The 22,317-nt window shown below is 38.9% G+C and carries 22 protein-coding genes; 19 read left to right on the forward strand and 3 right to left on the reverse strand.

The annotated features are described in order from the left end of the window. Positions 1-41: 41 nt before the first annotated feature. From IGJ99_RS04805 to IGJ99_RS04820, 4 genes are all read left to right on the forward strand, one after another. Positions 42-1,166 (forward strand): AI-2E family transporter, encoded by a 1,125-nt coding sequence (locus IGJ99_RS04805; RefSeq protein WP_023519400.1) that lies wholly within the window; start codon positions 42-44, stop codon positions 1,164-1,166. 126 nt (positions 1,167-1,292) lie between these two features. Beyond that, positions 1,293-2,669, forward strand: a complete 1,377-nt coding sequence (locus IGJ99_RS04810) for a hemolysin family protein (RefSeq protein ID WP_010735890.1) — start codon at positions 1,293-1,295, stop codon at positions 2,667-2,669. A 245-nt stretch (positions 2,670-2,914) separates the two neighbouring features. Then, entirely contained in the window at positions 2,915-4,495 is a 1,581-nt protein-coding gene (locus IGJ99_RS04815; RefSeq protein ID WP_010735889.1) for a peptide chain release factor 3, read from the forward strand. 230 nt (positions 4,496-4,725) lie between these two features. Continuing rightward, positions 4,726-4,947, forward strand: a complete 222-nt coding sequence (locus IGJ99_RS04820) for a hypothetical protein (protein WP_010735888.1) — start codon at positions 4,726-4,728, stop codon at positions 4,945-4,947. 18 nt (positions 4,948-4,965) lie between these two features. On the opposite strand, the gene IGJ99_RS04825 is transcribed toward IGJ99_RS04820, so the two are convergent. Together IGJ99_RS04825 and IGJ99_RS04830 are read right to left on the reverse strand one after the other, a co-directional pair. After that, on the reverse strand, positions 4,966-5,286 hold the full coding sequence (locus tag IGJ99_RS04825) for a DUF1827 family protein (RefSeq protein ID WP_010735887.1): 321 nt from the start codon (positions 5,284-5,286) through the stop codon (positions 4,966-4,968). A 193-nt stretch (positions 5,287-5,479) separates the two neighbouring features. Then, positions 5,480-7,717: an ATP-dependent Clp protease ATP-binding subunit gene (locus tag IGJ99_RS04830; RefSeq protein ID WP_409173781.1), complete on the reverse strand. Its 2,238-nt coding sequence runs from the start codon at positions 7,715-7,717 to the stop codon at positions 5,480-5,482. Between the two features lie 541 nt (positions 7,718-8,258). Here IGJ99_RS04830 and IGJ99_RS04835 point away from each other — a divergent pair. The 6 genes from IGJ99_RS04835 (at position 8,259) to IGJ99_RS04860 (ending at position 13,995) form a co-directional block, all read left to right on the forward strand. Beyond that, positions 8,259-8,525: a phosphocarrier protein HPr gene (locus IGJ99_RS04835; RefSeq protein WP_002287602.1), complete on the forward strand. Its 267-nt coding sequence runs from the start codon at positions 8,259-8,261 to the stop codon at positions 8,523-8,525. Then, positions 8,525-10,252 carry a phosphoenolpyruvate--protein phosphotransferase gene (gene ptsP / locus IGJ99_RS04840; protein ID WP_019723966.1) on the forward strand — a complete coding sequence of 576 codons (1,728 nt, stop codon included), beginning with the start codon at positions 8,525-8,527 and terminating at the stop codon, positions 10,250-10,252. The genes IGJ99_RS04835 and ptsP overlap by 1 nt, the downstream gene beginning before the upstream one ends. Positions 10,253-10,416: 164 nt before the next feature. Next, positions 10,417-11,457 carry a glycosyltransferase family 4 protein gene (locus IGJ99_RS04845; RefSeq protein ID WP_349520048.1) on the forward strand — a complete coding sequence of 347 codons (1,041 nt, stop codon included), beginning with the start codon at positions 10,417-10,419 and terminating at the stop codon, positions 11,455-11,457. 23 nt (positions 11,458-11,480) lie between these two features. Further along, complete coding sequence (locus tag IGJ99_RS04850) at positions 11,481-12,704, forward strand: glycosyltransferase family 4 protein (protein ID WP_010735883.1); 1,224 nt, start codon at positions 11,481-11,483, stop codon at positions 12,702-12,704. Between the two features lie 87 nt (positions 12,705-12,791). Then, positions 12,792-13,679 (forward strand): NAD(P)-dependent oxidoreductase, encoded by an 888-nt coding sequence (locus IGJ99_RS04855; RefSeq protein WP_194179750.1) that lies wholly within the window; start codon positions 12,792-12,794, stop codon positions 13,677-13,679. A gap of 85 nt (positions 13,680-13,764) precedes the next feature. Further along, positions 13,765-13,995 (forward strand): YkuJ family protein, encoded by a 231-nt coding sequence (locus IGJ99_RS04860; protein WP_010735881.1) that lies wholly within the window; start codon positions 13,765-13,767, stop codon positions 13,993-13,995. A 30-nt stretch (positions 13,996-14,025) separates the two neighbouring features. Here the strand turns inward: IGJ99_RS04860 and IGJ99_RS04865 are convergent, their stop codons facing one another. Further along, complete coding sequence (locus IGJ99_RS04865) at positions 14,026-14,982, reverse strand: GIY-YIG nuclease family protein (protein ID WP_010735880.1); 957 nt, start codon at positions 14,980-14,982, stop codon at positions 14,026-14,028. A 309-nt stretch (positions 14,983-15,291) separates the two neighbouring features. Here IGJ99_RS04865 and fabT point away from each other — a divergent pair, with 309 nt between their 5' ends. From fabT to IGJ99_RS04910, 9 genes are all read left to right on the forward strand, one after another. Beyond that, positions 15,292-15,732, forward strand: a complete 441-nt coding sequence (fabT, locus tag IGJ99_RS04870; protein ID WP_010735879.1) for a fatty acid biosynthesis transcriptional regulator FabT — start codon at positions 15,292-15,294, stop codon at positions 15,730-15,732. A gap of 9 nt (positions 15,733-15,741) precedes the next feature. Beyond that, positions 15,742-16,704 carry a beta-ketoacyl-ACP synthase III gene (locus IGJ99_RS04875; protein WP_010735878.1) on the forward strand — a complete coding sequence of 321 codons (963 nt, stop codon included), beginning with the start codon at positions 15,742-15,744 and terminating at the stop codon, positions 16,702-16,704. Positions 16,705-16,758: 54 nt separating this feature from the next. Continuing rightward, positions 16,759-16,983, forward strand: coding sequence for an acyl carrier protein (locus IGJ99_RS04880; protein WP_010735877.1), 225 nt, complete (start codon positions 16,759-16,761; stop codon positions 16,981-16,983). Between the two features lie 109 nt (positions 16,984-17,092). Then, complete coding sequence (fabD, locus tag IGJ99_RS04885) at positions 17,093-18,013, forward strand: ACP S-malonyltransferase (protein ID WP_062806246.1); 921 nt, start codon at positions 17,093-17,095, stop codon at positions 18,011-18,013. A gap of 10 nt (positions 18,014-18,023) precedes the next feature. Then, the gene (fabG, locus tag IGJ99_RS04890; protein WP_010735875.1) at positions 18,024-18,761 is read left to right on the forward strand and encodes a 3-oxoacyl-[acyl-carrier-protein] reductase; all 738 of its coding nucleotides are present in this window, start codon (positions 18,024-18,026) and stop codon (positions 18,759-18,761) included. 12 nt (positions 18,762-18,773) lie between these two features. Continuing rightward, on the forward strand, positions 18,774-20,009 hold the full coding sequence (gene fabF / locus IGJ99_RS04895; RefSeq protein WP_010735874.1) for a beta-ketoacyl-ACP synthase II: 1,236 nt from the start codon (positions 18,774-18,776) through the stop codon (positions 20,007-20,009). A 2-nt stretch (positions 20,010-20,011) separates the two neighbouring features. Next, entirely contained in the window at positions 20,012-20,491 is a 480-nt protein-coding gene (gene accB / locus IGJ99_RS04900; RefSeq protein ID WP_306795953.1) for an acetyl-CoA carboxylase biotin carboxyl carrier protein, read from the forward strand. Between the two features lie 19 nt (positions 20,492-20,510). Beyond that, a complete protein-coding gene (gene fabZ / locus IGJ99_RS04905) occupies positions 20,511-20,930 on the forward strand; it encodes a 3-hydroxyacyl-ACP dehydratase FabZ (RefSeq protein WP_010735872.1) in 420 nt (139 codons plus the stop codon). Between the two features lie 7 nt (positions 20,931-20,937). Beyond that, positions 20,938-22,317 (forward strand): acetyl-CoA carboxylase biotin carboxylase subunit, encoded by a 1,380-nt coding sequence (locus IGJ99_RS04910; protein WP_137072113.1) that lies wholly within the window; start codon positions 20,938-20,940, stop codon positions 22,315-22,317.

Here is a 22,317-nt window from a genome sequence, read left to right on the forward strand (position 1 = left end):
AATGTTATATACTATCATAAAAAAGGAAAGAAGTGAATTATTTGTTCGATAAGTTAAAACAATCAAAGTTGATGTTCTGGTCATTTGAATTGCTGATTTTAGCAACATTGATCTTAGTCTCCTCGAAAATCAGCTTTGTCTTCCAACCAATCGGGACATTCTTCTCCACATTATTTGCACCAGTTTTGATTGCTGGTTTTTTATATTATATTTTGAATCCAATCGTTGGATTATTGATGAAAACAAAAATGAAACGGATCTGGGCAGTAGCAATTGTACTGTTATTGTTAGTTGCCGCTCTGGTCTGGATCTTGTTAAGTGTCATCCCAAGTTTAGTCCAACAAATATCTTCCTTGGCCTCTAACACGCCGAACTTTATTCGCCAAGTAGAGACTTGGTTAGCAGAAGTTGCACAATGGTCCGTATTCAAAGATGTCGATATCAATAAATATTTTGAACAACTGGATATTTCATATGGCACGATCATCCAACAATTTCTGAGTGGCTTATCTAATAGCTTAGGTTCGATCGTTGGAACGATTGCTTCAGCGACCATCGTTATTATTACCGCGCCGTTTATCTTGTTTTACATGTTGAAAGATGGCGAAAAACTTGTACCGAACATCAAACGTTTCTTTCCAGAAAAACGAAGAGAACAAATCGTCGAGTTGTTAGGACAGTTGAATAAAACGTTAGCTAATTATATTAGTGGCCAAGCAATCGAATGCTTATTCGTTGGTACATTCACCTTTCTAGGTTACTTTGCTCTAGGCGTAGACTATGCCTTCCTTTTCGGAGTAATTGCTGGATTGACCAACCTCATTCCTTATTTAGGCCCATATTTAGGTTTAGCTCCTGCCTTTTTAGTGACAGTATTCAATGATCCATTCAAAGCATTGCTATGTTGTGTAGTCGTTTTGATCGTTCAGCAACTAGATGGAAATATCATTTATCCGAATGTCATTGGTAAATCATTGAAGATCCATCCACTAACGATCATTATCGTTTTACTTGTTGCGGGAAACATTGCCGGTTTACTAGGGATTTTTCTAGGTGTACCTTTTTATGCGATCTGCAAAACAATCATTTCTTATGTCGTCAAGATCGTAAAAGAAGATAAACAAAACGAGAACAAGAAAAAAATCGCGACGACTCTTGAATCTTAATGATCGAATGGCTATTTTTATTGCAAAGAAAATCGCTTTATGATACCATTTTAACGTGGCTACCTTTAGCCACGTTTTTTTCTTTAAAAAAATAAAAATTTAAATGAATAAGGAGAGAATGCGATTATGAATGCTGACCCTGAGAGTCAGTCGCTGTTAGCGCAAATTTTATTATTGATCATTTTGACATTGATCAATGCTTTTTTAGCAGCTTCCGAAATTGCAGTTGTATCGATCAATAAAAATCGGATCGAACAAAAAGCGGAAGAAGGAGATGTTAAATCTAAAAAGCTTTTAAAAATATTGCAGAACCCAAATAACTTCCTATCAACTATCCAAGTAGGAATCACTTTGGTCAATATTTTATCTGGTGCATCTTTAGCTAATACTTTATCCGTAAGATTAGCCCCACTACTAGGTGGCGGTGCCGCAGCAAGAAGTATTGCAAATATTATTGTACTGGCTATTTTGACCTATGTTTCGATTGTTTTTGGAGAATTATACCCGAAAAGGATCGCTTTGAATAAATCAGAAGAGGTAGCGAATTTTACCTCAGGTATGATCCGAATGATCGGTGTCGTAGCGAAACCTTTCGTGTGGCTGTTATCTGCATCTACCAGCTTGCTGGCACGGATAACACCAATGACTTTTGACGATGAAGATTCAAAGATGACCCGCGACGAAATGCGGTATATGCTTGAAAACGAAGGGGTATTGAACAACGAAGAGTTGGAAATGCTTCAAGGTGTCTTTTCCTTAGACACAAAAGTTGCAAGGGAAGTAATGGTTCCTCGAACAGATGCTTTTATGATCGACATTAATGACTCCATTGAAGAAAATGTCAACGAAGTACTATCGGAGAATTACTCAAGGATTCCTGTTTATAATGAAGACAAAGATAAAGTTGTCGGAATCCTTCATACGAAAAATTTATTAAAAGCTGCCCATAAATTTGGGTTCGAAAACTTAGAGATCAAAAAAATCATGCAGGAACCACTTTTTGTTCCAGAAACGATTTTTATTGATGATCTATTGTATGAAATGAAAAAAACACAAAACCAAATGGCGATCCTATTAGATGAATATGGCGGAGTCGTAGGTTTAGTGACCTTGGAAGATCTACTTGAAGAAATCGTTGGAGAAATCGATGATGAATCAGATGAAGTAGAAAATCTCTACGAACAAGTCGGTGACTATGAATACATCATTCAAGGTCGAATGCTGATCGATGAATTCAATGAGGCGTTTGAAAGTAATCTCCACATGAGTGATGTGGATACGATGGCCGGCTACTTGATCACAGCTTTAGGCATGATTCCCGATGAAGGAGAAAAACTTTCATTTGATGTTGAAAACATTACCTTGATTTCTGAAGAAATGGAAGGTTCGAGAGTACTCAAAATTCGTGTGATCTTCCATGATCCAGAAGAAATAGAAGCTGAGCCTGAAGAAGAACGTCGCTATTTCAAAAAAGATTTTGAAGACGACGAACCACGAAGATAAAGCACCTTCGATGATCTTTTAACGAAACGAAGAGCGGATATATTACTTGCTTTCTGAAGTGATGTATCTGTTCTTTTTTTGGAGATATCAAATGAAAAGAAAAAGTAAAACTGTTTCGCTTACTTTTTCAAATTGAATATCCATGCTATACTATTTGAGTTGAAGAAAAGGATAGAGGAACTATCGAATAGTCGAAGGGGTTCTCTTTTATGAAGCAATAGACAAATGAAGAATGGAGTAAATTTATGAACAATCCAGAATTAAAACAGCAAGTGGACAATCGACGCACATTTGCGATCATTTCCCATCCGGATGCGGGAAAAACAACGATCACCGAACAACTGCTTTTATTCGGTGGTGCGATTCGCCAAGCAGGAACGGTCAAAGGAAAGAAAACAGGTAATTTTGCAAAATCTGACTGGATGGAAATCGAAAAACAACGTGGGATTTCTGTTACCAGTTCAGTGATGCAATTTGATTATCACGGAAAAAGAGTCAATATTCTAGACACCCCTGGGCATGAGGACTTTTCAGAAGATACGTATCGTACGTTGATGGCGGTCGATAGTGCGGTCATGGTCATCGATAGCGCAAAAGGGATTGAAGCGCAAACGAAAAAACTTTTCCAAGTAGTCAAAAGAAGAGGAATTCCTATTTTCACCTTCATCAATAAGTTGGACCGAGATGGTCGAGAACCGCTTGATCTATTAGAAGAATTAGAAGAGTTATTAGATATCGAATCTTGCCCAATGAATTGGCCGATCGGTATGGGGAAAGGATTGGAAGGATTATACGATATCCATCATAACCGAGTAGAATTTTATCGTCCTGAGAATTATCAAGATGAACGCTTGGCTCAATTAGATGAAGAGGGTCACTTACCGGAGGATCATCCACTAAGAAATAATTCGTTGTACGAGCAAGTATTAGAAGAAGTAGAGCTGTTAAAAGAAGCCGGAGATTCCTTTAATGAAGAAAAAATTGCACGTGGGGAGCAGACGCCAGTATTTTTCGGTTCAGCTTTAACTAATTTTGGTGTTCAGACATTTTTAGAAACATTCGTTGATTTGGCGCCATCTCCTTATGGACATAAAACACGTGAAGAGCAAGTAGTCAGCCCGTATGAACAAGAGTTTTCTGGTTTTGTCTTTAAGATCCAAGCCAATATGAATCCAGCTCACCGAGATCGTATTGCATTTGTACGAATCTGTTCAGGTACATTTGAACGTGGAATGGACGTCTCATTAGAGCGGACGAACAAAAAATTGAAATTGAGTAATGTCACGCAGTTTATGGCAGATGCCAGAGAAAACGTTGAAAATGCTGTGGCAGGAGATATCATTGGTGTGTATGACACTGGAAATTATCAAATCGGTGACACATTATATGAAGGAAAACTAAAAGTAGCTTATGAAGAATTACCTTCATTTACGCCTGAGCTTTTCATGAAAGTAACGGCTAAAAATGTGATGAAACAAAAATCATTCCACAAAGGAATCAATCAATTGGTACAAGAAGGTGCCATTCAATTATATAAAACCTATGTGACCGAAGAGTACATCATCGGGGCAGTGGGACAATTACAATTTGAAGTTTTCCAATATCGGATGTTGAACGAATACAATGCAGAAGTGATCATGTCGCCAATGGGTAACAAGATCGCCCGTTGGATCGAGCCAGAAGATCTGGATGAGAAAATGAGTTCAAGTCGTAATATCTTAGCGAGAGATCGCTTTGATCAACCGCTATTCTTATTTGAGAATCAGTTTGCAGAGCGTTGGTTTGCTGACAAATATCCAAACGTAAAATTAAAAAGTTTGATGTAATCAGTGCTTCCCATTACCTGTACAGTTGTTTCCTTTAAAAATATTCATTTAGCATATAAATTAATACGAACACACAACGATTCATGTTTTCAGTGAATTGTCGTGTGTTTTTGTTGGATTTTAACGTTTTTTTGTTTACTTTGAAAAAATCAATTAAAAACAAATAAAAAAATAGATTAGAATATTTTTGCGTACATATATATAAAATAAGCAAAGAAAGTAGGGATCAAATGGAAACAGAAATCGAAAAAAAACAGCGTATTGAAAGAAAAAAAGCAAAAATGCGTCGAGTATGTCAAATGTTGGATATTGAGAACTGGGAAAAAAATGAACGGATCGTCAATGAAATCCGCTCGATCATCCAAGCGGATCGACCAGTAAAGGGGAGGGAAGTTGGAAATAGTAAAAAGAAAAAAAGGGAATGCCAAGTGCCTTCGACAAAACCCTTTTGATTCATGATTTATTTTTTTCTACATAGCAATTGGTGCATTTAAATTTCTTTTTGGAATAGAGATTTCTACTAAGCCCGGTAACTCGATCACTTGGATGTCATCAGGATGGTACTCAGCGTTATGGATTTTTTTTAAGAAGTAATGTTGGATTTCTTCAATTTCCTTTGGTTGGATATTGCGGTTTTCATTCATCAGGACGATTTCGTTGTGCTCGGGAGCTTCTGTATAAATAACGGTTGTATTTCCTGCGGTATACACCTTAACCATATGTGCATCTGTATTTTCCAACTGATTTAAAACTAATCGTGAATGACTGTTTGTTACATTAACTAGTTTCATGGCGCTCACCTCTCTTATGTATTTAAGAAATAACTTACATTAATTATAATTTTTTTTTAGTAAAATGAACAGCATTTTGTCTTCTTAAAAATGAACGGACGAGAAAAAATCGTTACTTTTTTTCCAAATATAAAAACAAAAGCGGAGAGTGGCAAACTCTCCGCTCCATTTTTTCTACCATTTGAGTGTGAAATTATTCTGTCGGTTCATTGTTTGCTTCTTTGACTAAACGTTCAGGTTTAGAAGTAATGACGATTTTGTCGTCTTTATCTAATTTTGCTTTAAGATCTGAGATCGTTGGATGATCAAGATAGAATTCGGCAATGCCGTCTTCGATTTGTTCTTGGATCGTCCGACGTAATGGTCGGGCACCCATTGCTGGATCGTAACCAAGATCAACCAGCTTTTCTTTGACATTTGTAGGAACGTCCACATGTAATTGTTGAGCCGCCAATAGTTGGTTGACATCATCAAGCATAAGCGTCACGATCATCATCAAGTTTTCTTTTGATAAAGCACTGAACTCAATGATTCCATCAAAACGATTCAAGAATTCAGGTGTGAAGTAGTTGTTCAATTGATTCAAGACAGAACGAGTCACACCTTCACGAGCAGCACCAAAGCCAACATTGGCTTCTACTTTTCCAGTTCCTGCATTACTTGTCATGATGATGATTGTATCTTTGAAGCTGACCGTACGACCTTGGGCATCGGTTAAACGTCCATCATCTAAGATTTGTAGGAACATGTGCAAGACATCTGGATGTGCTTTTTCTACTTCATCAAGCAGAACCAAACTATACGGATTTCGACGTACTTTTTCAGTCAATTGACCAGCTTCTTCATAGCCGACATAGCCTGGAGGGGAACCAATCAATTTTGCGACACTGTGTTTTTCCATGTATTCTGACATATCGAAACGGATCATCGATTCTTCAGATCCAAATAATTCATAGGCTAGTTGCTTCGCTAATTCTGTTTTACCAACACCAGTAGGACCAACAAATAAGAAAGAACCAATTGGACGGTTTTTCTTGCTTAAACCAACTCGATTACGACGAATGGCTTTGGCTACCCGATCAACCGCATCGTTTTGCCCGATCACATGTTTTTTCAAGTCGTCCGCTAAGTTTTTCAATTGAGTTTGTTCTTTTTCTTTCAGTTCACCAACTGGGATGCCTGTACGTTGTTCAACGATTTTTTCCATATCCTTTTCAGAGATTACTGGGATTTCTTCTTCTGAAAGTTGGCGTTCTTGCATTTTTTTCAATTTATTGATTTGATCGCGATAATAAGCTGCTTTTTCGAAATCTTCTTCTTTAGAAGCCAACAACTTTTGTTCTTCCGCTTCTCCCAATTTCTTTTCGATCATTTTTGGATCAACGATTTGGATCGTTAAGTTTTTCTTAGATCCTGTTTCATCCAGTAAATCAATGGCTTTATCCGGTAAAAAACGATCTTGGATATAACGATTGGACAATCTAGCCGCAGCTTCGATCGCAGCATCTGTGTATTTGACATGATGGTAGTCTTCATAGCGCTTTTGCAATCCTTTTAAAATACTGATCGTTTCATCTACAGAAGGTTCATCGACACGAACAGGTTGCATGCGGCGCTCTAACGCAGCATCTTTTTCAATGATTCGGTATTCATTCAATGTCGTTGCTCCAACCATTTGTAATTCGCCACGAGCTAACGCAGGTTTTAATATGTTTCCGGCATCCATGTTACCATCACCAGCTGAACCAGCCCCAACGATTTCATGAACTTCATCTATAAATAAAATAACATTTTCTGCTTGTCTGATTTCTTCGATCAGTTTTTGCATCCGTTCTTCAAATTGTCCTCTGATTCCTGTGCCTTGGACAAGTGAAACAACATCTAAGCGAATCACTTCTTTATCTAGTAATTTTTGTGGTACATCGCCATCAACGATTTTTTGAGCGAGTCCTTCAACCACAGCCGTTTTACCGACACCTGGTTCTCCGATCAATACAGGGTTGTTCTTTGTGCGGCGATTCAAGATTTCGATCACGCGCTTGATTTCATCATCTCGACCGATGACTGGATCGATTTCACCTTGGCGTGCTTCTTCTGTAATATTGATACCGTATTCGCCTAAAAGACCATCTGAAGCGAGTCCTTGTGGTGGTTGTCCACCATTGAAGTTGTTGTTCCCACCAAATTGAGTAGGGGGTGTTTGTTCGTAATTTCCTTGTTGTTGCATTTGACGAGACATCGAACGAAACAGATCGTCCAGACTACCAAAGCCAAATGGATCATTTTGGGCCATACTTGTTAGACCTCCATTTTGCTGATTTTTAATTTTTTGGTAACAGCTCTGACAATAGTCAAGTTGTGTACGTTGGCCATTGACAGTCGCATACAAGTGAATCGTTGCTTCATTTTTTCCACAGTTTTGACAAAGCATAAAACATTCACGTCCTTTCAAACATTGGTCATTAAGTCTATTTTACATCGCGCCTATCTTTGGGTAAAAGAATAACACTCGATCAACAAAACTTGTAAAAGTCATACCTCGTTGACCATTACTGACCATTTAATTTTATTATACTAATTTTTTGAATTGACGCAAGCAATTGATTCTTTTGTTCAGACAATGTGACAAAACATTTGGGTAAGAACCTTAAGTTGTCGACAAATTTGTAGGGATAAAGCTGAAATTTCATGAATCGTTCAATTACTCGACAAACATGATTGGTCAATCGATTTATGAGATATAAAAAAACATGGAATTTATTAAAACAGGAATAATCATCACTATGCATGAAACAGTTCTACAGAATAGTTTATTGGATTTTCTCTCAATTTAAATGAAAACTGTTGTATCTAAGGAAAAAAAATGGTAATCTTTACAGATGAAAGGGTTCATCTGATTAGTTCTATCATGGATTGCTAAAAAAGAAAACCCTCACATAAAAACAACACTCACTTAAAGGAGACCGATTAATATGGAAAAGAAAGAATTTCACGTAGTAGCAGAAACTGGGATCCACGCACGTCCAGCTACACTATTAGTACAAACAGCAAGCAAATTTAACTCTGATGTAAACTTAGAGTATAAAGGTAAATCAGTAAACTTAAAATCTATCATGGGCGTTATGTCTTTAGGTGTAGGTCAAGGTTCTGACGTTACTATCACTGCTGAAGGTGCTGACGAAGCTGACGCTATGGCAGCTATCGTTGAAACAATGAAGAAAGAAGGCTTATCTGAATAATGGTTGAAATGCTAAAAGGGATCGCCGCTAGTGACGGAGTAGCCGTTGCAAAAGCTTACCTGCTAGTTCAACCGGATTTATCATTCAGTAAGACGACAGTTGAGGATACTTCAGCTGAAGAAGCTCGCTTAGATGATGCTTTAGCAAAATCAACTGAAGAATTACAACAAATTCGTGAAAAAGCAGCGCAAAGCTTAGGTGAAGCAGAAGCGCAAGTATTTGACGCACATTTAATGGTTCTTTCAGATCCTGAAATGATAGGTCAAATCAAACAAAACATCAAAGATAACAGTGTAAATGCTGAATCAGCTCTTAAAGAAGTAACGGATATGTATATCGGTATGTTCGAAGCAATGGAAGATAATGCTTACATGCAAGAACGTGCAGCAGATATTCGTGACGTTGCAAAACGTATTTTAGCACATCTATTAGGTGTGACTTTACCAAACCCTTCAATGATCAATGAAGAAGTTGTTGTCGTGGCGCATGATTTGACGCCAAGTGACACTGCTCAATTAGATCGTAACTTCGTAAAAGCTTTTGTAACAGATATCGGTGGACGTACATCGCATTCTGCAATCATGGCTCGTTCTCTTGAAATTCCAGCAATCGTTGGAACAAAAGAAATCACTGCGAAGGTCAAAGAAGGCGTAATGTTAGCTGTTAATGGGATCGAAGGCGATGTAGTCATTGAACCAACAGCAGAACAAAAAGCCGAATTTGAAAAAATCGGTGCAGATTATGCTGCACAAAAAGCAGAATGGGAAAAACTGAAACATGCTGAGACAGTGACTGCCGATGGCAAACACTTTGAATTAGCAGCCAACATTGGTACACCTAAAGATTTAGTTGGTGTACACAACAATGGTGGTGAAGCAGTTGGACTTTATCGTACTGAATTCCTTTATATGGATTCACCAGATTTTCCTACTGAAGAAGACCAATACGTTGCTTACAAAGCAGTATTGGAAGGAATGGAAGGAAAACCTGTCGTTGTTCGTACAATGGATATCGGTGGAGATAAAGAATTACCATACTTGCAATTGCCGCATGAAATGAATCCTTTCTTAGGATACCGTGCATTACGTATTAGCTTGTCAGAACAAGGTGACGATATGTTCCGTACGCAAATGCGTGCGTTATTACGTGCCTCTGTACATGGAAACTTGCGTATCATGTTCCCAATGGTTGCTACACTAAAAGAATTCCGTGGTGCAAAAGCAATCTTTGAAGAAGAAAAACAAAAATTAGTAAATGAAGGCATTGAAGTCTCTGATTCGATCCAAGTAGGGATTATGATCGAGATTCCAGCTGCAGCCGTTATTGCGGACAAATTTGCTAAAGAAGTAGACTTCTTCTCAGTAGGAACAAACGACTTGATCCAATACACAATGGCAGCTGACCGTATGAACGAACGTGTTTCTTACTTGTACCAACCATACAACCCATCAATTCTACGTTTGATCAAAAACGTCATTGATGCAGCACATGCTGAAGGTAAATGGGCTGGTATGTGTGGAGAAATGGCCGGCGATCAAATGGCTGTTCCTTTACTAGTAGGTATGGGATTAGATGAGTTCTCAATGAGTGCAACATCGATCTTAAAAACACGTAGCTTGATGAAACGTTTAGATACAAGCAAAATGGCTGAACTAGCGGATCGTGCCCTAAACGAGTGCGACACAATGGAAGAAGTCGTAGAACTTGTGAATGAATATCTAGCTTGATTTTTGGAACAGGCACAGTATTTTGCTGTGCCTGTTTTTTTGTCTTCTTGCAATAATAAATAAAATTCTGTCCAAACTTACAAGTTTGTTGGGAAAAAATCGGACTTAAGGTTGAGTGACAGCTTTCACGCTGTGTTATAATATAAGAGTGAGGGGGAACGTAGATGAAGGTATTATTATATTTTGAAAGTGAGAAGATACTTTCTAAGTCCGGCATTGGTCGTGCACTTGATCATCAAAAGCGTGCGCTTAAAGATGTAGGGATCTCCTATACTTTAGATAGTAAGGAAGACTATGATATTTTGCACATCAATACATATGGTATCAATAGTCACAACATGGTCAACAAAGCGCGTAAAAATGGTAAAAAAATAATTTATCATGCGCATTCAACGGAGGAGGATTTTCGTAATTCCTTTATCGGTTCGAATCAATTAGCACCATTTGTAAAAAAATATTTAGTCGGATTGTATGAAAAGGCAGATTACTTGATTACACCAACCCCATATTCAAAAAAATTATTGCAAAGTTATGGCATTGATTTACCTATTCAATCGATTTCCAATGGGATCGATTTGGAAAAGTACCAACCAGACTCTGTCAAAGAACAAAAATTCAGGGAGTATTTCAATCTTTCACCTGATCAAAAAGTGATTATTTGTGTAGGACTGTTCTTTGCAAGAAAAGGAATCATTGATTTTGTTGAAATAGCCAAACAATTACCGGAATATACATTCATCTGGTTTGGTCATGTGCCGATGTATTCGATCCCAAGTAATATCCGAAAAATCGTGAAAGAAGATCATCCCGATAATGTCATTTTTCCAGGCTATATTCGAGGAGAGATCATCGAAGGAGCTTACTCAGGAGCGGATTTGTTCTTTTTCCCTTCTTATGAAGAAACGGAAGGTATTGTCGTACTGGAAGCTTTAGCAAGTAAACAAAATGTGTTAGTACGTGATATTCCAGTCTATGATGGTTGGCTTGAAGATCAAAAAAATTGTTATATGGGGCGAAACAATGAAGAGTTTTCACAACTCATTAAAAAAATCATTCAACATGAAGTACCTAGTTTAGTTGAATCTGGCTATCAAACGGCTGAAGAACGAAGTATCAAAAGAATTGGTGAACAACTTCAATCCGTTTATCAACAAGTGCTAAAGGCATCCGATTCTTCAGATGAACAAATGCAAGAATCAAAATAAAGGTAGTTTGGAGGCGAAAAAAGATGAAAATCGGCTTTTTTACCGATACCTATTTTCCACAGGTAAGTGGTGTAGCTACATCGATCAAGACATTAAAAGAAGAACTCGAAAAAATGGGACATGACGTGTATATATTTACGACAACAGATCCCAATGCAGACAAGTTAGAAAAAGATGTAATTCGTATGCCAAGTGTTCCTTTTGTATCATTTAAAGAACGTCGAGTAGTGGTACGAGGAATGTGGTACGCCTATTTAGTGGCAAAAGAATTAGAGTTAGATCTTATCCATACGCACACTGAGTTTGGAGCGGGTGTTCTTGGCAAGATGGTCGCAAAAAAATTAAAGATCCCATCGATTCATACGTATCACACGATGTATGAAGATTACCTGCATTATATTGCAAAAGGGAAAGTGATTCGACAATCCCATGTCAAATACTTATCTCGTCTATTTGTGAACCATACGACAGGTGTGGTTTGCCCAAGTGAGCGTGTGATCGAAACACTGCGAAGCTATGGGGTGACAGCGCCATTACGAGTGATACCAACAGGGATCGATATCGAAAAATTCAAACGTCCAGAAATTACACAAGAACAAATCAACGAATTACGTACCTCATTAGGAGTTAAAGAAAACGGCTTGATGATTTTATCTTTAAGTCGAATCTCTTACGAAAAAAATATCCAAGCGTTGATCCAAGGGTTTCCAGAAGTCATCAAACACTATCCAGATGCACGACTAGTCATAGTCGGAAACGGACCTTATGTTGAGCAACTAAAAGAACTGATCACGTCGCTGGATTTAGCTGATGCGGTTCAATTTACTGGGGAAGTCGATAACAATGACGTCGCGTTCTATTATCGTGCGGCTGATTATTTTGTGTGTGCTTCGACATCAGAAACACAAGGATTGACGTATACAGAAGCAATGGCGGCTGGTACACCATGTGTAGTTGAAGGAAATGATTATTTGAATCGTTTATTTGATCATGCTTCCCTTGGCCGAACATTTGAACGAGATGAAGACTTTGCACCTGCACTTATTGATTATATTGAAAGCAAAGTTGAAAAAGATCCAGAAGTGTTTGAAAAGAAACTTTACGAGATCTCAGCTACTCATTTTGGTCAATCAATGATCGAATTTTATGAAGATATGCTTGTGTATTACAAAGAAGAGATGCGTAAAAAAGAAGAAGAAGCATCCATCGAACGGATTAAAATTAAATTAAATTCTTTCAAAAGATAAAAAAACAGTGAATAATCCTAAAAAAATCCTTGTTTCTAGCGTATACTAGCATAGAAACAAGGATTTTATCGTTTAGGAGGGCAAAAGATGAAAATTGGTTTTATCGGTACAGGAGTTATGGGAAGCGCGATTGTTCGTCATTTACAAAAAGCTGGCCACGAACTGACTGTTTATAATCGTACGAAAGCAAAAGCTGCGCCACTTATGGAAGAAGGGGCAGTATGGGCAGATAGTCCACAAGAAGTAGCTGAGATGAGCCAAGTTATCTTTACAATGGTTGGCTATCCTCAAGATGTGGAAGAAATCTATTATGGTGAGAAAGGCATTTTCCAAGCAGCTATAAATGGAAAAACAGTCATAGATTTAACGACAAGTACGCCAACACTTGCTGAAAAAATTGCAGCAAGCGCACAAGAGCTTGGAGCGGATGCCTTAGATGCCCCTGTATCAGGAGGCGATCTAGGTGCAAAAAATGGCACCTTAACGATCATGGTGGGTGGAAAAGAGAATGCCTACGAGCAAGTATTACCACTATTTCGTGAGTTTGGAACAACATTTACGTTACATGGTTCAGCTGGAAAAGGACAACATACAAAAATGGCAAACCAGATCATGATTGCCGGAACAATGACTGGTATGACAGAGATGCTTGTTTATGCACAGAAAGCTGACTTAGACTTAGAAAAAGTGATTGCCACGCTTTCAGGCGGTAGTGCGGCAAACTGGTCATTAAGTAATTATGCACCTCGTATTTTACAAGAGAACTATACACCAGGATTTTTTGTCAAACATTTTATCAAAGATTTGAAGATTGCTTTAGCCGAAGCAGAAAAAGTAGGGTTGGACTTACCAGCGACCAAAGAAGCCCGAAAGCTGTATGAGAAGTTAGCAGAAAAGGGTTTTGAGAACGATGGAACACAAGCATTGATCAAGCTTTGGTGGGAAGATGGCAGACAGCCGAAAAAAAAATCCTAAAAAACTAGTTTTTTTGGAGAAAATCAATGCAAGTCGACGATGCTTTTGATACAATATAACAGAACTAAGAAAAGGAGGACCTCCGATGGCACATTCACAATTAGTCGCAATCATTAAACGACTGGAGGCTATGGTCGAATCAGCAGACAATGAGCTGCAAGTTCGTCGTTTTGAAAAAGAGGGCGTAGAAAAATGCACCGTAACTTATGATAAAGCGACAGAAACATTTGAACTAACTGAAACAGACACACATCAACAATACGAATTCGACAATATCGATATCGTTGCGATGGAGATCTATGATTTGATTCAATAAGATTTCGAGCTAGCTAAAAGAGCCTGGGATTCAACCAATGCGTTGGATTCCAGACTCTTTTTTTGTTTCCTGTTCGTCTTTTGCCAGTTTACGTTGGTAGCTGATCAAGATTTGAACAGGATCGATTTCTTCTTGAGACAGTTGTCGCTTGAGTGACAACCTGTTGTCTTTTTCATAATAGAAATGAGGCGTTTGTCCAGGTTCTGTGATCGTTGTATCAGCCACTTGTCCGTAGGAAACCAAGAAATGCTTGATCTTGGTCTCATCGCTAGCTAACGGCATGCTCAATGTGATTCTCGGTGTTCGTAAAAATTTTTTTTGTTCTTGTATCCGACCAGTAAAGTACGTGATCAATTCGATATCTCGTTGCAGAATAGCCGCCTTCTCAAAATTAAGCTGGTTAACAAAATGTAATTGTCGTTTTTTTAAATAGCCTAACAATTTCTTGTTTCTTCCTTGCAATAGACCTTGGATCTCTTTCTTTTTTTGATCAAAGCTCAATGCCTTCATTTCAGGAAGTTGAACTTGTAACGCCAAATGACTGATTTCAGAAAGCCAAGGCATTTGATAGTTTTCTTCGATGATTCGAAGGATACTAGGCATTTTTTTATAAAGACGAAAAGGGCCATAAGTTCTTGCGGTAGGTATATTCGTGAGAAAAAGACCATCGGATTGAATATGTAAATAGTTATAGTTGTCAAAATAATTCATCCGACGATTGTAGATAGGACGATAGTGTTGGATCAATTGACACTCTAATAATAAGGCATCTAGTTCAGTATCAACGACAACGATCTCAAAATCTGCAATCGAACGAACTAAGCGCAAGACTTTTTTCGAGTGTTGTTTATTTTGATGAAAATACGTACTTACGCGATTTTTTAAATTTTTAGCTTTCCCCACATAAATAATTTTTCCATCGCTGTTTTTCATCAAGTAAACACCAGGTAATAAAGGCAGGTTTTTTACTTTCTCTTTTAAGTGCATAAGCGCTCCTCTAATTGAATTTGAACTAAAAAGATTATAACAGATTTAAAAAAATGAACAATAAAAGGGATTATATTTTATAAATAAATTATAGAGATACTTTGATAATCAAAATATTTTTTTATTCTTTTATTTTAATTTTTAGAGGTTGAAAGGTTGATATTAAAGCATTTTGTCATAAAATTAAAATTAAAAAAAATTAATAATGCAAAAAAATCTAGTTAAAAGGTTGCATTTTGAAAAAAGTTAAGATATAGTTTGAACATCAAAAGATTTGATAATCAAACTAATTTTAGTGGATGGTGGAACATGGAACCTGATTTTAATACAGTAAATGATTATCTCGTTAGTGTCTTCAATGATATTTTGACGATCGAAGAATCCGAATTAAAAAAGTCACAATTCAAAGATCTGTCGATTACAGAGATGCATACGATCGAGGCAATCGGTATGTACAAGAAAAAGACAACTTCAGAAGTAGCCAAAGAACTGTCGATTACTGTTGGGACCTTGACCACTGCTATCAACAAGTTAGTTAGGAAAGGCTACGTTGAGCGTATCCGTAGTGAAGACGACCGACGAGTGGTGAAGCTGGGGTTGACCAAAAAAGGTAAGTTACTTTACCGCGTGCATCAGCATTTCCATCGTGAAATGGTCAAAAACATTATGGATGGTATGGCTACCGACGAACAACAAGCTTTGCTGTCTGCATTGAAAAACTTGCATGATTTCTTGCGAGATTACAAGTGAGGAAGTTTAATGGAACAATTTGGAACGATCACAGCAACGGCAAGTGTCTTACCGGAAAAAATCATCACAAACGATGATCTCTCAAAAATGATGGACACTTCGGATGAATGGATTTCATCCCGTACAGGAATCAAAGAGAGACATTGTGTGACCGAGCAGGAGACTTCCGATTTGTGTTACCTCGTTGCCGAAAAATTACTAAAGAAAAAAACACTCGATCCAAAGGAACTCGATTTTATTATCGTTGCTACGATGTCGCCTGATTATACATCGCCTTCTGTCGCAACTTTAGTTCAAGGAAGGATCGGCGCAACCAAAGCAATCGCCTTTGATATCAGCGCCGCATGTTCAGGATTTGTTTATGCCTTGAGTGTTGCAGAGAAACTGATTCGCTGTGGCTCAATGAAAGGTTTAGTAATTGGTGGCGAAACATTATCTAAACTGATCGATTGGACGGATCGTTCAACCGCTGTCTTGTTTGGTGATGGTGCTGGTGGGATTTTGTTAGAAGCTGGCTCAGATCAAAAATTATTGAGAGAATCGCTAGCGGCAGATGGTTCGCGTGCGCAATCTCTTACTTCTGGCTATCTACCAAATCAATCGCCTTTATACACGAAAGATTCAGAAGGTTCTTACTATTTAAAAATGGTTGGACGGGATATTTTTGACTTTGCTGTAAGAGACGTCGCGATGAACATCAAGGAACTCATTCAAGACACACCTGTTGATTATCTGCTTTTGCATCAAGCGAACTTACGAATCATCGAAAAGATTGCTCGCAAGGTAAAAATTCCCCAGGAGCAATTCCTAACGAACATGGATAAATATGGCAATACTTCCGCAGCAAGCATCCCGATTCTTTTAGATGAAGCGATAGAAAGCGGAAAAATTACCTTAGGTCAAAAACAAAAAGTGGTATTTACAGGTTATGGTGGAGGATTGACATGGGGAAGTATCCTCATGGAACTATAAACTGATAAAAATAAAAAATATAAAATAAAGAAACAATATCGGAGGAATTATCATATGGTATTCGAAAAAATTCAAGAAATCATTGCGGAAGAATTAGGGAAAGACACAGAAGAAATCAAATTAACGACAAACATCCAAGAAGACCTTGAAGCAGATAGCTTGGATTTATTCCAAATCATCAACGAGATCGAAGATGAATTTGATGTGAAAATCGAAACAGAAGACGGCATCAAAACAGTTCAAGATTTAGTCACTTATGTTGAAAAACAAACTGCATAATCATCAAGATTAGGTTGGGGGCTGGGACATTTTCCGAAAAAGGAATGTCTTAGCCTTTTTTTAAATGAAACAAAAAGCTATCTATCCTGAATATAAATTGGAGACTATGATGAAAACAGCATTTTTATTTAGCGGACAAGGTGCACAATACCAAGGAATGGGTCAAGACCTCTACCATGAACCCATCGTGAAACAGACTTTTGATGAAGCTAGTCAGATCTTAGGCTATGATATGGCGGAGCTTTGTTTTTCAACAAATGAACGTTTGGATCAAACGATCTATACGCAACCAGCTATTTTAACTGTCAGCATTGCGTTCTATCGTTTGCTGAAAGAACATGGGATCACTCCTCAAGCCGTTTTAGGGCTTAGTTTAGGTGAGTATTCTGCTTTAGTAGCCAGTGGTGCGCTCTCCTTTAGTGAAGCAGTCGCATTGGTCGAAAAAAGAGGCACGTTTATGACAGACGCTGCACCTACCGGTAGTGGGAAAATGGTAGCTGTGATGAATGCACCGGTAGATGTTATCGAGAGCTGTTGTAAGCAGGCGGAAGAAATGGGGATCGTTTCCCCTGCAAATTACAATACACCCCAGCAAATCGTCATCGGAGGCGAAGAAAAAGCAGTGGATCAAGCGGTAGCACTATTACAAGAACAAGGGATCAAACGAATGATCCCACTCAATGTAAGTGGCCCTTTCCATACAGCAATCTTAGAACCTGCTGCTAGACAATTAGCGGAGGAACTAAGCAAGATCGTTTTTTCAGAACCTGAAATACCTGTGATCAGCAACACCACGACAGAGATCATGACGAAAGAAAGAATCCTAGGTTTACTTGAACAACAAGTCATGAAACCCGTTCGTTTTTACGAAAGTATCGAAAAACTTAAAGATTTAGGAATCGACCAAGTGGTCGAAGTCGGGCCCGGTAAAGTATTAAGTGGCTTTATGAAAAAAATCGACAAGTCGATCGCCGTTGCACGTGTGGAGAATCAACAAACATTTGAAGAAACAATCAATCGATTGTCATAGGAGGCAAGTTATGGACGTAACTGGAAAAAATGTATTTATTACAGGCAGTACACGAGGAATTGGTGAAGCAATCGCTTTAGCCTTTGCCAAAGCAGGCGCAAACATCTTCTTAAATGGTCGTGGAGAGATCCCAGCCGAAAAAATCAATGCGATCAAAGCGCATGGGGTTGAATGTGTAGGAATCTCAGGTGATATCTCCGATTATGATAAAGCAGGAGAGATGATCAAAGAAGCAGAACAGCAGCTGGGTTCTGTCGATATTTTGGTCAATAATGCGGGAGTTACGAATGATAAACTTGTCTTACGTATGGATGCAGATGATTTCAAAAAATGTTTGGATATCAATCTAACAGGAACTTTCAATATGACACAGCACGTGTTAAAGAAAATGATGAAAAAAAGAGAAGGCGCGATCATCAATCTTTCAAGTGTTTCAGGATTGATCGGTAACTTGGGTCAAGCCAATTATGCAGCAAGTAAAGCAGGAGTTGTCGGTTTTACTAAATCTGTGGCAAGAGAAGTTGCCACACGAGGAATCACATGTAATGTGATTGCTCCGGGGTTTGTCACTACAGATATGACAGATGTATTATCCGAAAAAGTAAGAGAACAAGCAGAAAAACAAATTCCAATGCAACGTTTCGGCCAAGTGGAAGATATTGCGGAAGCCGCATTGTTCTTAGCGAAAAGTTCGTATATCACAGGTCAAGTCATCAATGTTGACGGCGGATTGGTCATGCACGGATAGGGAGGAAAATTTATGAATCGAGTAGTAATTACAGGTTATGGAGTCACTTCACCGATCGGTAATGATGCAGATAGTTTTTTAGCTAGTTTAAAAGCTGGGACGAATGGCATTGCACCGATCACAAAATTTGATGCAACAGATACAGGAATCACTTTAGCAGGTGAAGTAAAAGACTTTCCTTTTGATAAATACTTTGTAAAAAAAGATAGCAAACGCATGGATATGTTTTCGATCTATGGCATTTATGCTGCGATGGAAGCATTGACGATGAGTGGGATCGAAAAAGAAACGATCAACCAAGATCGTTTTGGTGTTATCGTTGGCTCTGGGATTGGTGGTTTACCAACAATTGAAAGCCAAGTCATCCGCATGCACGACAAAGGGGCCAATCGCGTATCACCTATGTTTGTTCCAATGTCGATCGCCAATATGGCAGCTGGTAATATTGCGTTGCGTGTAGGGGCGAAAGGAATTTGTACGTCGATCGTGACCGCTTGTGCCAGTGGAACGAATGCGATTGGTGAAGCATTCCGCAACATCAAACATGGTTATTCCGATATCATCCTTGCAGGTGGAACAGAAGCAACAATCTGTGAAATGGGGATCGCCGGATTTGCGGCATTGACTGCTTTGTCAACATCGACAGATCCTGAACGTGGTTCGATGCCATTTGATGAAGACCGTAATGGTTTTGTCATGGGTGAAGGGGCAGGAGTATTAGTCCTTGAATCACTGGAGCATGCACAAGCTCGTGGCGCAAAAATTTATGGTGAAGTCGTGGGTTACGGCTCAAATTGTGATGCTTACCATATGACAGCTCCAACACCAGATGGTTCTGGTGCGTCAAAAGCAATGAAATTGGCGATGGAAGAAGCCGGGATCGATGCAAAAGAAGTGGGCTATATCAACGCACACGGAACAAGTACACCTGCAAATGATCAAGCAGAAGCTAAAGCGATCCAAATCGCATTAGGAGACTCTTTCAAAGAAACCTATGTCAGCAGTACGAAATCAATGACTGGTCACTTATTAGGTGCTGCAGGTGGGATTGAGGCACTTGCCACTTTGATGGCGTTAGAGCATCAGTTTATTCCACCAAACATCAATGTTGAAAAACAAGATCCTGAAATCGATCTGAACGTTGTGATCAACGAAAGTAAACCAGCTGAACTGTCTTATGCCATGAGTAATTCATTAGGATTTGGTGGACATAATGCTGTACTATGTATGAAACGCTGGGAGGAATAATGTTGAAGATCCATGAAATCAAAGAATTAGTCAGTCAATTTGATCAGTCAACTTTAACAGAATTTGACTTGAAAGACGGACAATTTGAATTATATATGAATAAAAATGAAATGAGTCGGGGAATGGGGCAAACAGTACCAACAACGAGTGCTTCTGAACCACAACCTCAACAAGTTGTACCGGCTTTACCAAAAGAAGAAAGCCATTCTGTTCAACCAGAAGCAGTTGCGCCGACAATTGATGGGACTGAAGTGAAATCACCAATCGTTGGAATCGTCTATCTACAACCATCTCCTGACAAACCAGCATTCAAAAAAGTAGGAGATAAAGTCGCTAAGGGTGAAGTGATCTGTATCATTGAAGCAATGAAATTGATGAACGAAGTAACTAGTGATGTCGATGGTGAGATCGTTGCGATCTTGATCGACAATGAAGAAGTCGTAGAATACGGACAACCACTCTTTATCATCCAACCAAATTAAGCCAAGGAGAACCAGACCTATGAATATACAAGAAATCAAAGAAATCATCCCTCATCGCTATCCGCTGTTGCTGATTGATCGAGTGGAAGAAATTGTCGAAGGCGAACGGATCGTTGCTAAAAAAAATGTGACGATCAATGAACCTTTTTTCCAAGGACATTTTCCAGAAGAACCTGTGATGCCGGGGGTATTGATCGTAGAAGCGATGGCCCAAGCAGGAGCAGTAGCTCTATTATCATTGGAACAGTTCAAAGGAAAAACTGCTTACTTTGGCGGATTAGATAAAGCGAAGTTTCGTAAAAAAGTGACTCCTGGAGATACGTTGATATTAGAAGTGGAAATCACTAAAATCAAGTCTTCTGCAGGAATAGGCAAAGGAATTGCAAAAGTGGACGGCAAAAAAGTTGCTGAAGCTGAATTAACCTTTATGATTGGATAGGTGAGTTATGTTTTCAAAAGTCTTGATAGCAAATCGCGGCGAAATAGCCGTACGGATCATTCGTGCCTGCCGTGAGCTTGGAATCCAAACCGTTGCGGTCTATTCTGAAGCGGATGCGGAGGCATTGCACACACAATTAGCAGACGAAGCCGTCTGCATCGGTCCTGCAAGAGCAACAGATTCCTATTTGAATGTACAAGCAGTTCTAAGTGCAGCCATCGTTACAAAAGCAGAAGCAATCCATCCTGGATTTGGATTCTTATCTGAGAACAGTCGATTTGCTTCGATGTGTGAAGAATGTAATATCGTCTTTATTGGACCTAAAAGCAAAACGATCGATGATATGGGGAATAAAATCAACGCACGTCAGTTGATGCAACAAGCAGATGTTCCTGTGATCCCAGGTAGTGATGGTGTGCTATCGACTGTTGAAGAAGCACTGGAAGTGGCAGAAAAAATTGGCTATCCAGTGATGCTTAAAGCCGCCGCTGGTGGTGGCGGTAAAGGAATCCGCAAAGTCTTGTCAAAAGAAGAATTACCACAACATTTTTCATCCGCCCAACAAGAGGCAGCAGCTGCTTTTGGTAACGATGATATGTATTTGGAAAAAATCATTTATCCCGCAAGACATATTGAAGTGCAAATATTAGGTGATCAATTTGGTCATGTTCTGCATCTAGGTGAACGTGATTGTTCCTTACAACGGAATAATCAAAAAGTCTTAGAAGAATCACCATCTGTTGTGATCTCTGAGGAAAAACGAAATCACTTAGGTGCAGCAGCTGTCAGAGCAGCAAAGGCAGTGAATTATGAAAATGCAGGAACGATCGAATTTTTAATGGATGAATCCGGTGATTGTTATTTTATGGAAATGAACACCCGCATCCAAGTTGAACATCCAGTAACAGAAATGGTCACAAATATCGATCTTGTCAAAAAACAAATCGAGGTTGCGGCCGGACGACCACTAGAGATCCAACAAGAAGATATCATTTTCCAAGGGCATGCGATCGAATGCCGGATCAATGCAGAAAATCCAGCATTTCATTTCGCTCCTTCACCAGGCAAAATCAAGAATTTGTTGCTACCAGCTGGTGGTATGGGATTAAGGGTCGATAGTTCGGTTTATTCAGGTTACACGATTCCCCCTTATTATGATTCAATGATTGCTAAGGTCATCGTACATGGCGATACACGTTTCGATGCGTTAATGAAAATGCAACGGGCATTGAGCGAGATCGTGACAGATGGCGTGATCACGAATGCTGAATTCCAAATGGATCTGATCAGTCACCCTGCAGTGATTGCTGGTGATTACAGTACCGCATTCTTACAAGAAGAGTTTTTACCAAACTGGATTCCCGAGACGGAGATAGGAGACGAATAA

Origin of the sequence: Enterococcus sp. AZ095b (assembly GCF_051714725.1) — a bacterium.
Classification (GTDB): Bacteria; Bacillota; Bacilli; order Lactobacillales; family Enterococcaceae; genus Enterococcus_B; species Enterococcus_B pernyi.

What these genes read in the sequence shown, in the direction of transcription:
- IGJ99_RS04810 (WP_010735890.1), top strand. Translation starts at nt 1,293, where the DNA reads ATGAATGCTGACCCTGAGAGTCAGTCGCTGTTAGCGCAAATTTTATTA.
- IGJ99_RS04815 (WP_010735889.1), top strand. Translation starts at nt 2,915, where the DNA reads ATGAACAATCCAGAATTAAAACAGCAAGTGGACAATCGACGCACATTT.
- IGJ99_RS04820 (WP_010735888.1), top strand. Translation starts at nt 4,726, where the DNA reads ATGGAAACAGAAATCGAAAAAAAACAGCGTATTGAAAGAAAAAAAGCA.
- IGJ99_RS04825 (WP_010735887.1), bottom strand. Translation starts at nt 5,286, where the DNA reads ATGAAACTAGTTAATGTAACAAACAGTCATTCACGATTAGTTTTAAAT.
- IGJ99_RS04830 (WP_409173781.1), bottom strand. Translation starts at nt 7,717, where the DNA reads ATGCTTTGTCAAAACTGTGGAAAAAATGAAGCAACGATTCACTTGTAT.
- IGJ99_RS04835 (WP_002287602.1), top strand. Translation starts at nt 8,259, where the DNA reads ATGGAAAAGAAAGAATTTCACGTAGTAGCAGAAACTGGGATCCACGCA.
- ptsP (WP_019723966.1), top strand. Translation starts at nt 8,525, where the DNA reads ATGGTTGAAATGCTAAAAGGGATCGCCGCTAGTGACGGAGTAGCCGTT.
- IGJ99_RS04845 (WP_349520048.1), top strand. Translation starts at nt 10,417, where the DNA reads ATGAAGGTATTATTATATTTTGAAAGTGAGAAGATACTTTCTAAGTCC.
- IGJ99_RS04850 (WP_010735883.1), top strand. Translation starts at nt 11,481, where the DNA reads ATGAAAATCGGCTTTTTTACCGATACCTATTTTCCACAGGTAAGTGGT.
- IGJ99_RS04855 (WP_194179750.1), top strand. Translation starts at nt 12,792, where the DNA reads ATGAAAATTGGTTTTATCGGTACAGGAGTTATGGGAAGCGCGATTGTT.
- IGJ99_RS04860 (WP_010735881.1), top strand. Translation starts at nt 13,765, where the DNA reads ATGGCACATTCACAATTAGTCGCAATCATTAAACGACTGGAGGCTATG.
- IGJ99_RS04865 (WP_010735880.1), bottom strand. Translation starts at nt 14,982, where the DNA reads ATGCACTTAAAAGAGAAAGTAAAAAACCTGCCTTTATTACCTGGTGTT.
- fabT (WP_010735879.1), top strand. Translation starts at nt 15,292, where the DNA reads ATGGAACCTGATTTTAATACAGTAAATGATTATCTCGTTAGTGTCTTC.
- IGJ99_RS04875 (WP_010735878.1), top strand. Translation starts at nt 15,742, where the DNA reads ATGGAACAATTTGGAACGATCACAGCAACGGCAAGTGTCTTACCGGAA.
- IGJ99_RS04880 (WP_010735877.1), top strand. Translation starts at nt 16,759, where the DNA reads ATGGTATTCGAAAAAATTCAAGAAATCATTGCGGAAGAATTAGGGAAA.
- fabD (WP_062806246.1), top strand. Translation starts at nt 17,093, where the DNA reads ATGAAAACAGCATTTTTATTTAGCGGACAAGGTGCACAATACCAAGGA.
- fabG (WP_010735875.1), top strand. Translation starts at nt 18,024, where the DNA reads ATGGACGTAACTGGAAAAAATGTATTTATTACAGGCAGTACACGAGGA.
- fabF (WP_010735874.1), top strand. Translation starts at nt 18,774, where the DNA reads ATGAATCGAGTAGTAATTACAGGTTATGGAGTCACTTCACCGATCGGT.
- fabZ (WP_010735872.1), top strand. Translation starts at nt 20,511, where the DNA reads ATGAATATACAAGAAATCAAAGAAATCATCCCTCATCGCTATCCGCTG.
- IGJ99_RS04910 (WP_137072113.1), top strand. Translation starts at nt 20,938, where the DNA reads ATGTTTTCAAAAGTCTTGATAGCAAATCGCGGCGAAATAGCCGTACGG.